This is a genomic window from Peristeroidobacter agariperforans, assembly GCF_004138335.1.
GTDB lineage: Bacteria > Pseudomonadota > Gammaproteobacteria > Steroidobacterales > Steroidobacteraceae > Steroidobacter > Steroidobacter agariperforans.
This window is the reverse complement of record NZ_RYFW01000001.1, coordinates 499,902-513,621: the sequence shown is the minus strand read 5'-3', so window position 1 is coordinate 513,621 and position 13,720 is coordinate 499,902. Positions and strand designations below refer to the sequence as shown.

The window sequence follows — 13,720 nt, the reverse complement described above, 5'->3', positions numbered from 1 at the left end:
GCGCATGGACCAGAAGAAGATTGCGGTCGTCACCGGCGCCGGCACGGGCATAGGGCGAAACGCCGCGTTGGCGTTGGCGAAGCGGAACTTTGCAGTCGTACTCGCAGGCCGCAATCTGCAAACCTTGAATGAGACTGCATCGCTGGCCGGAGGCGCGGAGACGCTCGCGGTGTCGACGGATGTGACCAACCCCGATTCAGTTGCGCAGCTCTTCGAGAAGACGAAGTCGGCCTTCGGCCGCGTCGATGTGCTCTTCAACAATGCGGGCACCAGCGCACCGCCCGTGCCTTTCGAACAACTCACGGCCGAAGAGTGGAATGCCGTCGTTGCAGTGAATCTCACGGGCGCATTTCTGGTGGCGCAAGCGGCGTACCGCGTGATGAAAGATCAAACGCCCCAAGGGGGTCGGATCATCAACAACGGCTCCATCTCGGCGCACGTGCCAAGGCCGAACTCGGCGCCGTACACGGCGACCAAGCACGCCATCACGGGCTTGACCAAGTCGCTGTCTCTGGACGGCCGCAAATACAACATCGCCTGCGGGCAGATCGACATCGGCAACGCCGCGACCTCGATGGTGAACAAGATCTCCACCGGCGTCGTACAAGCGAACGGCTCGCTGCTGGCGGAACCCACCATGTCGGTCGATCACGTGGGTGAAGCCATTGCCTACATGGCCGGCCTGCCGCTCGAGACCAACGTGCAATTCATGACCGTGATGGCGACGGCGATGCCATACATCGGGCGCGGCTGAGTCGGCGCTCGACGCCAGTCGAGCAAGGATGTATTTTCATTCGCCGTGAATTTCCTCCAGCGAGGCGCCGCAGACAATGGGCCGAGCCAGGTACGCCGCAGTCGTCGCCTTGCTGCTGACGATGGCCGCATGCAATAGCAATGAACCGCAACCTCCCGCGTCGCAGAGCACTGACGAAGTGACGCACGAGTTGGCAGGCACGCGCTGGGCGTTGGTGCAGCTCGGCGACAAGCCGGTGACGATCAGCGAAGGCGGTCGCGAAGCGTACATCGCGCTCAATTCCGCCGATGGCAGCGTCGTCGGGCACGCCGGCTGCAATCGCATCTCGACGAAATACAAACAGACCGGGTCGCAGCTCAGCTTCGGCGATGTGACTTCGACGTACATGTTTTGCCCGGACATGCCGACCGAGACCGCGCTGCTGGATGCACTGAAAGCCACTGCTGGCTGGCGGATCGCAGGCTCGCAACTGGAACTGCTGAACGGCCAGCAAACGCCCGTCGCGCGTTTCGAAGCCAGGAATCTTTAGAGCACCGTGCAGCGCACGCCCCTTCCTGCCGGCGTCTGGGCGCTCGGTCTGGTCAGCCTGTTCATGGATGTTTCTTCGGAAATGATCCATGCACTGCTGCCGGTCTTCGTGGTCGGCACGCTCGGGGCCGGCGCGATCTGGCTCGGTGTGATCGAAGGCGTGGCCGAAGCCACCGCTAATATCGTTAAAGTGTTCTCGGGCGCGCTGTCGGATCGCTGGGGCAAACGTAAATCGCTGGCGCTGCTCGGTTACGGCCTCGCGGCGGTCACCAAACCGCTATTTCCGCTCGCCGGCAGTGCGTTCACGGTGTTCGCCGCACGGTGTGTAGATCGCGTCGGAAAGGGAATTCGCGGCGCGCCGCGCGATGCCCTAGTCGCCGACTACACGACGCCGGAGCAGCGGGGCGCCGCTTATGGATTGCGGCAGTCGCTCGACACGGTGGGTGCGTTCATCGGGCCGCTGCTCGCAATCGCGCTGCTGATGTTATTAGCGAACAACGTCCGCGCGGTGTTCTGGATCGCCGTCATTCCGGCGCTCATCTCGGTCGCGATTCTGTGGTTTGCGGTCAAGGAGCCGTCGCACCTGCGGCCGATGCAAAAGCGCGTCGTGGATCTGCGTCCTCGCGATTTGCCCAAACCGTTCTGGGCGATTGCCATCGTCGCGACCTTCTTCACGCTCGCTCGTTTTTCCGAAGCGTTTCTGATCCTGCGCGGCGCCGACATTGGCCTGACTATCGCCTGGACGCCGGTGGTTCTGGTGGTCATGAATGTGGCTTACATGTGCTCGGCCTATCCCGCCGGAGTGTTGGCGGATCGAATGCCACGCCATCACATTCTGCTGTTGGGAGCGGCGGTGCTGGTGCTGGCCAACTTGATGCTCGCCGGCGCCAGCGATGCCACGGTCGTGTTGATCGGCGTCGCGCTCTGGGGACTGCACATGGGACTGACGGAAGGCGTGTTCACCGCAATGATCGCCGACGCCGCGCCTGCGGATCTACGTGGCACGGCGTTCGGTGTATTCAATCTGATGCGTGGCCTGCTGTTGCTCTTCGCCAGCATCATCGCCGGAATCATGTGGGAGGCCAGCGGCCCGGCGGCGACTTTCATTACCGCGGCCGTGCTCGCGGCGTTCTCGATGTTGCTGCTGATGGCATCGCGCAGTATGTTGCGATCATGACAGCCACCGATGTGATTCAGGCGCTGCAGCTCGCTCCTCATCCCGAGGGCGGGTGGTATCGAGAAATCTATCGTTCTACGGATCAGGTTCAGCGTGGCGCCGAGTCGCGCAGCGCGACCACCGCGATCTATTACCTGCTCGAACGTGGGCAGCTCAGCCGTTGGCACGTCGTCGATGCCGATGAGATCTGGCACTTCTACAGCGGCGCCCCGCTCGAGTTGCTGGCTTACGATCCCAAATCCCATCAGCTGAACCGCCACTTACTTCATGCCGGTACCGCCGAAGCGCGGCCAGTGGGTGTCATTCCTTCCGGTGTGTGGCAAGCCGCGCGCAGCCTCGGCGACTATTCATTGGTTGGCTGTACGGTCAGTCCGGGCTTCGAATTTTCAGGGTTCAGGTTCACGGCCGACCTGCCCGATCACCGGCCGCATTTTGTCGGCGAGTTGTCGAAATACGCGGCGTTGCTATGACCCGCTGGATTGTTCTTCTCAGCCTCATCTTGAGTTGGAACAGCCACGCCGAGCAGCTGTGGATTCGCGCCGGCAAAGTGATCGATGTGGAGCGCGGTCGCGTGCTCAGGGATCAGATGATCCGCGTGGACGGTGAGCGAATCGTCGGGGTCGGCGATTACAAGGCGGATGCAAATGCGGGTGGCCATTGGCTGGACTGGTCCAGCTACACCGTGCTGCCCGGCCTGATGGACATGCACACCCATCTGGCGGACTTCGTCACCTCATCTGAGGTCGCCGCGCCACTGTATACGTCAGCGGCCGACGCAGCCCTACAAGGCGTCGACAATGCGCGTCGAACGATTCGAGCCGGATTCACGACGGTGCGCGATGTGGGCTGTTATCGCGCCTTTACCGATGTAGCTCTGCGCAACGCCATTGATCGCGGCATCGTCGAAGGGCCGCGGATGTTTGTTGTGGGCGCCTATATCACTGTCAGTGGCGGCGGAGGCGAGGTAACCGGCTTTGCGCCCGATGTAGTCGTGCCAGCGGAGATGCGTCGGGGAGTCGCGAACTCGGAGGCCGAAATCCGGCAGCGCGTGCGTGAGCTGATCAGCGGGGGCGCGACGTTCATAAAGATCATCGCGACCGGCGCCGTGCTCACGTCCGGTACGACGCCTGGCGCCGCTGAATATTCCGAAGCGGAGATACGTGCAGCGGTCGATGAAGCCGCTCAGTACGGAGTCTTCGTTGCCGCTCATGCGCACGGCGCCGAGGGCATCAAACGAGCCGTGCGCGCCGGCGTGCGCTCCATCGAGCATGCTTCGTATCTCGACGACGAAGGCATTGCGCTCATGAAGAAGCACGGCACCTGGCTGGTCGCCGACATCTACAACGGCGACTACATCGCCGAGATCGGCCGGCGCGATCATTGGAGTGAAGAGATTCTGCGCAAAAACGATGAGACGACGCAGACCCAGCGCGACGGATTCGCCAAAGCGGTCAAGGCGGGCGTTCGCATCGCGTTCGGAACCGACAGCGGGGTCTATCCGCACGGCGACAATGCGCGCCAGTTTCCTTACATGGTGCGCTATGGGCTCACGTCGATGGATGCCATTCGGGCCGCGACGTTGAATTCCGCGCAGTTGCTGGCCCAGGAAAAAGACCTCGGATCGATCGCCGTGGGCAAGGTCGCCGACTTGATTGCGGTCGACGGCGATCCATTGCAGGACATCGACAAACTTCGCCAGGTCCGCGGCGTCATCAAAGCCGGCCGTCAGATCCGCTTGGACTGAAGCATGAGCGCCACCCAGTTGCCGCCGCGTCGGATGGGGTTCTGGATGTGCCTGGCGCTGGTGATCGGCAACGTGGTCGGCTCGGGTGTTTACTTGTTGCCGGCGTCGCTGGCGCCGTACGGTCTCAACAGCATTTTCGGCTGGCTCATCACCTCGGGCGGGGCGGTCGCTTTGGCGGTGGTGTTCGCCCGGCTGGCGAAGCTGTTCCCTAAGGCCGGCGGACCGTATGTTTATGCGCGCGTTGCTTTCGGCGATCAGGTGGGATTTCTCACGGCCTGGGGCTATTGGATCGGCGCATGGGTCGGCAATGCCGCCATTGCCATTGCGACGGTCGCGTATCTCGCCGAGCTGATTCCCTGGATCAAACATACCACCGGCGCGCCCGCTCTCGCGTCGTGTGTGATCATTTGGGTGCTGACCTATGTGAACTGGCGGGGCGCCCGGGAGGTCGGCGGCGTGCAGATCGTCACGACGGTGCTGAAGTTGCTGCCGCTGATCGCGATCATCGCATTGGGACTGTGGTTGCTGATGAAGGCCGACGCATCGGTCATCCAGGCCGAGCGTACGGCGTTCTCCATGCCCGCGATCAACGCGTCCGCAATCCTGACGTTATGGGCGTTTCTGGGGCTGGAGTCAGCCACCGTTCCCGCGCGCGCGGTAGACAACCCGGAACGTAACGTGCCGCTCGCGACCCTCTGGGGCACGCTCGTCACTGCAGCGATCTACATCCTGACGTGCTCCATCGTCGTGTTGTTGCTGCCCGGCTCGCAGCTGGCCGACTCCAGTGCGCCACTCGCCGAGGTCATTCGCATGTTCTGGGGCGACGGCATCGCCGGCACGCTGGCGCTGTTTGCTTTCATCAGCGGCTTCGGTGCGCTCAACGGCTGGATTCTGTTGCAAGCGGAAATGCCGCGCGTGCTGGCGAATGAGGGTGTATTCCCAAGGGTTTTTGCTCGCGAGTCGAGGCATGGCACACCCGGCGCGTCGCTGGCGATCACGAGCCTGTTACTGACCACGCTGGTTTTGATGAACTACAGCCGCTCCATGGTGCAGGTGTTCACCTTCATCATTCTGATCGCGACCTCGACCTATCTGGTGATGTACCTGTGTTGTGCCCTGGCCGCGCTCAAGCTTTGCTGGAACGGCTCGCTGGGCGAGGCAGGCCGACGGCTGTCGCCGTTCTTGCTAATAGCGATGTTGGCCTCGGTTTATTCGCTCTGGACCCTGTTCGGCGCCGGGGCCGAAGAATTCTGGTGGAGCATGGCGTTGTTCGCGGCCGGTTTGCCGGTTTACTGGTTGATGCAGCGGCATAGAGCCGGGGCCCGGTCCGGCTCGCCACCTTATTGACTGACAAATTCACTCGCCAGCGAGCTATGCGGCGATGCATACTGGCGGGGAATGCAACCGGTTACACTCCGGAAACTAGCCATAGAATTCCCGCCGTCACGAGGCGGAGCGAGAGGGGGTTGGATGAACGAGAACACCTACGACGCCATTGTCGTCGGCACCGGCATCAGTGGCGGCTGGGCGGCCAAGGAGCTGACCGAAAAGGGTTTGAAGACGCTGGTGCTGGATCGCGGGCGCAATGTCCGGCACGTCCAGGACTATCCCACTGCGACCACCGATATCTGGGAGTTCCCATATGCCGGACGGGCCACCGCCGAGGAATTGAGGCGCCAGGAAACCGCGGCGCGCACCGGCTACGCGATCACGCAGGCGAGCAAGCATTGGTTCGTCGACGACACCGAGTTTCCGTACACCGAGAAGCAGCGCTTCGACTGGGTCCGCGGCTATCACGTCGGCGGCCGCTCCATCATGTGGGGCCGGCAGAGCTATCGCTGGAGCCCGATGGACTTCGAGGCCAATGCCAAGGATGGAATCGCGGTCGACTGGCCGATCCGCTATGACGATCTCGCCCCCTGGTACGACCACGTCGAGCAGTTCATCGGCGTCAGCGGCCAGAACGAGGGCTTCGCGCAGCTGCCCGACGGCAAGTTCCTGCCGCCGATGGAAATGAACTGCGTCGAGAAACATTTCAAGCAGCAGGTGGCCGAAAAGCTCGGTCGCCAGCTCACGATCGGCCGGGTCGCGCATCTCACTGCGCCGCTGGCGCACAGCCCGCAGCGTGGCACCTGCCAATATCGAAATATGTGTATTCGCGGCTGCCCGTTCGGCGCGTACTTCAGCAGCCAGTCGAGCACGCTGCCGGCCGCCGAGAAGACCGGCAACATGACGCTGCGGCCGAACTCGATCGTTTACGAAATCATTTACGACGAGAAGAAGGGGCGTGCGTCGGGCGTGCGCGTGCTCGACGCGGAGACCCGCCAGACCACCGATTTTTTCGCCAAGGTGATCTTCCTGAATGCGTCGACCTTCGGTTCGACGTACATCATGATGAACTCGATCTCCAAGCGTTTCCCGAATGGCTTCGGCAACGACAGCGGCGAGCTCGGCTGCAACATCATGGATCATCAGCTCGAGATCGGCGCACGCGCGATGGTCGACGGCTTCGATGACAAGTACTACACCGGCCGCCGCCCGAACGGCATTTACATTCCGAGATATCGAAACGTCGGCAAGGACAAGCGCGATTACCTGCGTGGCTTTGGCTATCAGGGTGGCGCGTCACGCGGCGGTTGGACCGGGCTGATGCTCGACACCAAGCTCGGCGAGGAGTTGAAGGAGCGCGCGGCGGAGCCGGGGCCTTGGTACATGGGGCTCGGCGGCTTCGGCGAGATCCTGCCGTATCACGAGAACCGCGTGACCATGGATCATTCCAGGAAGGACAAGTACGGCATGCCGGTGCTCGCATTCGACGCCGTGCTCCGGCAGAACGAGTTGGCCATGCGCAAGGACATGGCGAACGACGCGGCCGAGATGCTCGAGGCGGCGGGCTATCGCAATGTGCGTAGCTACGATCGCGAGATGGGCATCGGCCTGGGCATTCACGAGATGGGCACGGCGCGCATGGGACGCGATCCCAAGACGTCCGTGCTCAATGCGCACAATCAGGTGCACGCTTGTAAGAACGTCTATGTCACCGATGGCTCGTGCATGACCTCCGCGGCATGCCAGAACCCGTCGCTGACCTACATGGCTTTGACTGCGCGTGCCTGCAATCACGCGGTCGAAGAACTGAAGCGCATGAACATCTGAGGTGACTCATGAGTGCCGATAACATGAACATGAATCGTCGCCAGGTGTTGCAGCGGGCTGCCTATCTGATGGGCGGCGCGCTCTCGGCGCCCGCCGTCCTTGGCTTGCTCAGCGGCTGCGCGCCGAAGCAGGAAGAGGCGCTCTGGGAGCCGGTCTTCTTCAGTAAGGAACAAGGCGCGATCGTGGCCGACGTCGCAGAGATCATCATTCCGCGCACCAAGACGCCCGGTGCAAAGGATGTCGGTGTGCCTGGGTTCATCGACACCATGCTCAAGGATGTTTACGAGCAGGCCGATCGGGATCGCTACCTGGCGGGCTTGAAGGAATTCGACGATGCGGCCCGCAAAGCGCACGGCAAGCCGTTCGTCGAGCTGAGCAAGGCTCAGCAGACCGAGCAGGTGCGGAAATTCAATGACGACGCGATCGCGACCGAGCTTTCTTACGACCCGCGGCCGAAAGATCTGAAGCGTCCGTTCATCCTCATGACGCGCGAGCTGACGCTGCTCGGCTTCTTCTGTTCGGAAGTCGGCGCTACGCAAGTCCTGCAATACGTTGCGGTGCCCGGCGGGTTTCAGGCCTGCGTGCCCGTCGCGGAAGCGGGTAACGGCAGGGCGTGGGCGCAGGAAGCGATGGGACGTTTATAATCCGTTACCGACGCAGCAGCCGCCGGCGCAGGAAGCCGCGGCTGCTGGTCGATTCGAACATCAGCAACAATCCCAGCGCGATCAACAGCGGCAGGATTTCGAACACGGCGCGATAGGCCAGCACGGCGCCGAGCAACTTCGCCGGCGGGACCTGCGGCAACATCAATAATAACGCCGCTTCCAGCACGCCCAGTCCGGCGGGCACATTACTGAGCTGACCGGCGACGAAGGCGATGCAGTAGATCGCGATGAAGGCCGGCCAGCTCATGTTGAGCTCCTCGGGCATGAACAGATAAAGCATGCCCGTCATCAGCGAGATCTGGATCACCCCGATCGTCAGCTGCAACGAGGTGTCACGAAGCGTCGGCACCGGCAGCGTTTGCCCGCCCATCGTCAGCGGCGTCTTGCGACGGATGACGAAGGTCAGCCAACCGATATCCTTCGCAAGGCCGACGGCGCCGAGTATCAACACCGTGCCGGTGGAAATTCGCAGCGCCTGCGCGGCGGTGTCGGCGTTGAGTAAAAGTGACAAATCGATCAGCCAGCCGACACTGAAGAAATAAGGCATGGCGGCCAGCACGACGACGGTGGCGACCTCTCGCGCCGACAAGCCGACCGCAGCATACATTCGATAACGCAAAGCGCCGCCACTGACCAGGGCAAGCCCGATGGCCCGTGCGATCGGGTTGGAGATGATGGCGGTTCGAAAAGCCACCAGCGGCATGGTTCGGCCGCTCGCCATACGCACGGCGATGCCTTCGTAAATCCCCACCAGCGCATACACGCCGGCGCTGAACAGCAGCCCGAGCAGCATGGTTGTCGCGGGCTGCGCCAGCACTTGTTGCCGCACGTCGTGGAAATCGATGGCTTCGAGCCGATCGACCAGCACCCAGCCGGCCAGCGCGAGCATCGGAATCCACAGCAACGGGGCCCATTTCTTCATGTAGCTGAACGCACTGACTCGGACTTTGGCTCATCTTAAGTCGACCGCTTCGCGCGGCGGCTGCAAGTCGATGCAATTCGTTCAGGTGGACGCGCGTTCCGCGCTGGCGGTTTTTGCCCACCCGCGCGCCCTTATTGCTTGGCGCTGGCGCGCCGGACTTGGAGACCCCACCACCCGCACTTTTGCCTCTCTTTATGGCGCTGCGCGCCGGCCTGCCGGCGTTCCGTGCGGTCAGCAAAAGGGGGCCGGATGGCCCGCGCGCAGTGCCAACAAAAGAGATACACGGGCGGGCGGGTGGGTTCTTCGGCGCGCAGTGCCAAAGTAAAGAGAACAGGGCGGGGGCTCAATTTCCCGACTGTGCCGCGCAGTGCTGGCGAATGAAATCCATGTGCTTCGGCATGGCGCCGGCGCAGTTGGCGATGACGGAGCGGACCTGAAGCACGCGCCTGCGCGATTCCTCGGCGGACAACGCGTCGCAGACCGGATCGTAGCCGCGCGGCACGATGCCCTGCCCGATGAACACTGCGAACCAGCTCGTGTCGGTGAAGAGCTCGGTGTCCTGACGGAAGATGCGGCCCCGGCTGCGGAACAGCTCCATCCTTTGCTTCAGGCTCTCCGGGATGCTCATGGTGCGGCACTGGTTCCAGAACGGCGAGTCATCGCGCGTAGTGGCGTGATAGTGGAGGATGAGGAAATCGCGGATGCGCTCGTGCTCGAAGGTGCAGGCGCGGTTGTATTCCTCGATGTCAGCGGCTTCGAAATGACGGTCCGGAAATAGCGAGAGCAGCCGCGCGATGCCGCTCTGGATCAGGTGAATGCTGGTGGACTCGAGCGGCTCCATGAATCCGGCCGCCAGACCAATGGCCACACAGTTGTTGATCCAGAAGCGCTTGCGGCGCCCGGTTACGAACTTGAGCAGCCGCGGCTCGGCGAGCGGCCGCCCATCGAGATTGGCGAGCACTGTCTGCGCCGCCTCGTCATCGCTCACGTGGCTGCTCGAGTACACATAGCCATTGCCAGTGCGATGCTGCAGCGGAATGCGCCACTGCCAGCCGGCGCTGCGTGCGGTGGAGCGCGTGTAGGGCAGAGGCTCGCCCACGTTTTCGCTGGGCACGGCCACGGCGCGGTCGCAGGGCAGCCAGTGGTTCCAGTTCTCATAGCCGCTCTTGAGCGCCTGCTCGATGAGCAGGCCGCGAAACCCGGAGCAATCGATGAACAGGTCTGCCTGAATGCGCTCCCCGCTCGCGAGCTGCACCGACTGGATGAAGCCGTTCTCGCCGTTGAGCTGAACGTCCACCACTTTGCCTTCGGTACGCACTACGCCGCGACTCTCGGCGTAGTTGCGCAGGTAGCGCGCATACAGCGCCGCATCGAAGTGAAATGCGTAGGACAGCGTTGCGAGCGGCGTGTTGCCCGTTTGCAGCGGCCGCATGAATCGGCCGTTGCGCGCGGCGACCGCGGGCAGTGAGTAATCATCGAGATCGGTCGGCTCGCCGAGCGAACGTAGTTTCAGCCACCAGGCATGGAAGGAGACGCCCTTGATGTCGGTGCCGAAAGGTCCGAAGGGGTGCAGGTAGGTGCGGCCAATGGCAGCCCAGTCCACGAACTGAATGCCGAGCTTGAACGTGCCCTGGGTCTGGCGCACGAAGTCGTTTTCATCCAGGCCGAGCAGCCGGTTGAACACCGAGATCATGGGAATGGTCGCTTCGCCGACGCCGACGATGCCGATCTCTTCGGACTCCACCACGCGAATCGCGCAGTAGTCCTTGAGCACCTGTGAAAGCGCGGCGGCCGTCATCCAGCCGGCCGTGCCCCCGCCCACGATGAGCACGCTGCGAATTCGCGAGTCGGACACGGCTTCCCCCTGATGCTGGGGTGCGTTGCGCACTATGGGGCGCGAAACGCACGCAGCTTTGTATCAAATGGACAACAAACTCGTTATTTAAAGCCTACGTTCTTACGGTCAGGAATGTCCAGCGATAGTCAACGCGAACAAGGACTTCGCAACCGCAGAATTAACGGCAATTGGCAAAATCCCGATTGCGCGCAAGCTCTGCTACATAAAAATATTTGGACAGCGCTGTCATTCTGCCTTTAGGATATTTCCCAACAGCGAAGCCAGGCGCGTCTCGATCGCACAGGTCGGGCGTTGGCTCCCGGCAACGCTCGTAGCAACCATGGAACGTGCAAAGAATTGGGGGAACCATGCGAAAGGTGCCGTTGGTACTGGGTGGGGTGGGCCTTTGCTTCTCGATGTCGTCGGGCCTGCAGGCCGCCGAGACGGGCGAAGCGGGTCTGGAAACTGTTGTCGTGACGGCGACGCGCCGCGAGACAAATCTGCAGGAAACGCCGCTGGCGATTTCGGCCTTCAGCCAGGAAAGCCTGGATGAGAATCACGTCTCGACGCTGCTGGACATGCGCGGCCTCGTGCCCAATCTGCAATTCTTCTCGAACGGCGATCACGCCGTGCCGCTGGTTTTCATTCGCGGTCTCGGCACGCGCAATCAGACGGAAGCCGGCGATCAGGGCATCGCGTTCTACACCGATGGCGTGTTCTCGGCTCGCTCCCAGGGCACGACGGTGATGATGTATGACCTCGATGGCGTCGAGGTGCTGCGCGGCCCGCAGGGCACGCTGTTCGGACGCAACTCGACCGGCGGCGCGGTGTCGCTGCGTTCGGCCAAACCCCGTTTGGACGGCTTCGATGCTTCGGGCGAGATCGCCGCGGGCAGCTACTCGATGTTGGAACTGCGCGGCATGGCCAATGTGCCCATCACTGAGGACTGGGCCATCCGTGTCGCTGGCGCCAAGGATGAGCAGGAAGGCCAGACCGACTTCGCGCCGGGCAATCAGTTTGCGTCCTCGCGCAAGTACGGCACGGTCGATCTCAGCTCATTCAGAGTCAGCTCGCTCTACCAGCCGTCCGATGACGTCCGTTGGCACCTCGTCTACGAGAATTTCCGCAATCGCGGTACCGGCGATGTGGCCAGCCAGGATTTCGAGGATCGCGTGAATGACGCGACCGCGGCCGGCAACCTGGACCTGGATTCCGACAGCATCCGCACGCGTCTCGATATCGGCTTCGGCGAGGGTTACACGCTGAGCTACATCGGCGGCTATGCCGAGTTCAGCCAGGCCCAGATGTACGGCAATCAGCCGCAGGGCGACACGCGCAACACGGTGGATTCGACCTACGAGGGCACGCAGCACGAGTTGCAGCTCACGAATCCGTCCGAAGCGCGCTTCAACTACACCGCCGGCCTTTACTACTTCGAGGAAGAAAACAGCATTCGCTTCGACATGCTGCACGGGAGCTGGGGCTTCACGCCTCAGGATCAGGCCACCGTGCTGTCGTCCTTCGTACAGCCGGCGCGCTCGCTGGAGACACAGAGCGTGTATGCGCAGGGTACGTTCAAGTTCACCGACGACCTGCGATTCACCGCGGGCGCCCGCTACATCGAGGATACACGCGAGGATAAGGGCGGACGCTCGATCGACTGCACCTTCGGCCTGCGCGGCGACCTCCCGAGCAACATCGTACGCAACGCGGCGGCACTGAACGGCGCGCAGGGTTGTTACTACCGCCAGTACAACGACATGAAAGGCGACTGGGACAAGACGACGTGGATGGCGCGCGGCGAATATGACCTGACCGATTCGGTCATGATGTATCTCTCGTACGAGACCGGCTGGAAATCGGGCGTCTTGCAGGATGGCAAGGGCTACGACGACCTCGTGACACCGAGCGGCACGCTCGATTTCTCGCGCAACAATTCGTTGCTGCAGAAGCCAGAAGAGGTCACCAGCACGGAGCTCGGCATCAAGACGGATTTCAGCACCTGGCGGCTGAGCGCCAACCTGTTCTACATGGACTTCACGGACATGCAGGTGACTGGAGCAGTGATCGATCCGGTCACCGGGCAGTCGACGCTGACCAACACCAACGCGGGCGGCGCCACCATCAAGGGCTTGGAGCTGGAGGCTTCGACGGGGTTGTTCGACGGCGCGGGCCAGCTCGCTGCGACGTTCGCATATCTGGATGCGACGTACGACGAGTTCTTCGGCAACGACCAGAACTTTGGCAACGCAAACGGCCGTATCTGGAATCCCTGCGCCCTCGGCGTCGAGCCGAGCGGCGCCTGCGTCGGCAACGTGTTCAACTTCGCGGGCAACAATCTGCCGTATGCGCCGGAGTATCAGCTGACTGTGCAGTACTCGCACGAGTTCCCGCTGCCAGGCGGTTCTGCGGTGGTGCCGCGCATTCGAGCCAGCTACTACGACGAAAGTTTCCTCAGCTGGGAGAACCGCGGCGACCGGCCCGCGGGCACGATCAATGCGGCCGATCCTGGGGAAAGGGATTTCGACCGTCAGCCCGCGTACACCATGGTGGATGCGGCTATCGCCTTCCGTTCGAGCACGGATCAATGGACCGCCGAGGCATTCATCACCAACGCGCTCGATGAGGAGGTCAAGACCGAAGCCTTCTACGGCACGCCGCAGACCTTCTACAGCTGGGGCCAGCGCCGCCAGGTGGGCCTGCGCCTCGCGTACAAGTACAAGTAATCGATCCGCCAATCATCGTTGGCAGGAGACGAGGGCACCTCCCGCCTCATCCTGCACTCCGGCACGGCGCAAGGAAGCGCCGTGCCTTTTTTATGACGACCGATCGGGGCACATCCACGTGCCCGGGTTTTCTTCCAGATGTTGTCTGTTTTGGTGGGGCCCGCTCGTCATGGCAACGGACAGGTATGCTGTCCGTCACTTCTTCAGGAGT

General features: G+C 62.4%; 11 protein-coding genes. 9 read left to right on the top strand and 2 right to left on the bottom strand.

Going from position 1 to position 13,720, the window contains the following annotated elements; all coding sequences use genetic code 11:
* Positions 1–4 precede the first annotated feature (4 nt).
* From EK373_RS02230 to EK373_RS02195, 8 genes are all read left to right on the top strand, one after another.
* The gene (locus EK373_RS02230) at positions 5–754 is read left to right on the top strand and encodes an SDR family oxidoreductase (protein WP_129641116.1); all 750 of its coding nucleotides are present in this window, start codon (positions 5–7) and stop codon (positions 752–754) included.
* 76 nt (positions 755–830) lie between these two features.
* Positions 831–1,283, top strand: coding sequence for an META domain-containing protein (locus EK373_RS02225; protein WP_129641115.1), 453 nt, complete (start codon positions 831–833; stop codon positions 1,281–1,283).
* A gap of 6 nt (positions 1,284–1,289) precedes the next feature.
* Entirely contained in the window at positions 1,290–2,459 is a 1,170-nt protein-coding gene (locus EK373_RS02220) for an MFS transporter (RefSeq protein ID WP_232831000.1), read from the top strand.
* Positions 2,456–2,929 (top strand): cupin domain-containing protein, encoded by a 474-nt coding sequence (locus EK373_RS02215; RefSeq protein ID WP_129641114.1) that lies wholly within the window; start codon positions 2,456–2,458, stop codon positions 2,927–2,929. The genes EK373_RS02220 and EK373_RS02215 overlap by 4 nt, the downstream gene beginning before the upstream one ends.
* Positions 2,926–4,203: a Xaa-Pro dipeptidase gene (locus tag EK373_RS02210; RefSeq protein ID WP_129641113.1), complete on the top strand. Its 1,278-nt coding sequence runs from the start codon at positions 2,926–2,928 to the stop codon at positions 4,201–4,203. Before EK373_RS02215 ends, EK373_RS02210 begins: the two co-directional genes overlap by 4 nt.
* A 3-nt stretch (positions 4,204–4,206) precedes the next feature.
* On the top strand, positions 4,207–5,550 hold the full coding sequence (locus tag EK373_RS02205; protein WP_129641112.1) for an amino acid permease: 1,344 nt from the start codon (positions 4,207–4,209) through the stop codon (positions 5,548–5,550).
* Positions 5,551–5,673: 123 nt separating this feature from the next.
* On the top strand, positions 5,674–7,359 hold the full coding sequence (locus EK373_RS02200) for a GMC oxidoreductase (RefSeq protein WP_129641111.1): 1,686 nt from the start codon (positions 5,674–5,676) through the stop codon (positions 7,357–7,359).
* 8 nt (positions 7,360–7,367) lie between these two features.
* The gene (locus EK373_RS02195) at positions 7,368–8,003 is read left to right on the top strand and encodes a gluconate 2-dehydrogenase subunit 3 family protein (protein WP_198683017.1); all 636 of its coding nucleotides are present in this window, start codon (positions 7,368–7,370) and stop codon (positions 8,001–8,003) included.
* Positions 8,004–8,007: 4 nt separating this feature from the next.
* Here the strand turns inward: EK373_RS02195 and EK373_RS02190 are convergent, their stop codons facing one another.
* A complete protein-coding gene (locus EK373_RS02190; protein WP_129641110.1) occupies positions 8,008–8,946 on the bottom strand; it encodes a lysylphosphatidylglycerol synthase transmembrane domain-containing protein in 939 nt (312 codons plus the stop codon).
* 343 nt (positions 8,947–9,289) lie between these two features.
* Positions 9,290–10,801, bottom strand: coding sequence for a tryptophan halogenase family protein (locus EK373_RS02185; protein ID WP_129641109.1), 1,512 nt, complete (start codon positions 10,799–10,801; stop codon positions 9,290–9,292).
* 350 nt (positions 10,802–11,151) lie between these two features.
* Here EK373_RS02185 and EK373_RS02180 point away from each other — a divergent pair, with 350 nt between their 5' ends.
* On the top strand, positions 11,152–13,509 hold the full coding sequence (locus tag EK373_RS02180; RefSeq protein ID WP_129641108.1) for a TonB-dependent receptor: 2,358 nt from the start codon (positions 11,152–11,154) through the stop codon (positions 13,507–13,509).
* The last annotated feature ends 211 nt before the right edge of the window (positions 13,510–13,720 follow it).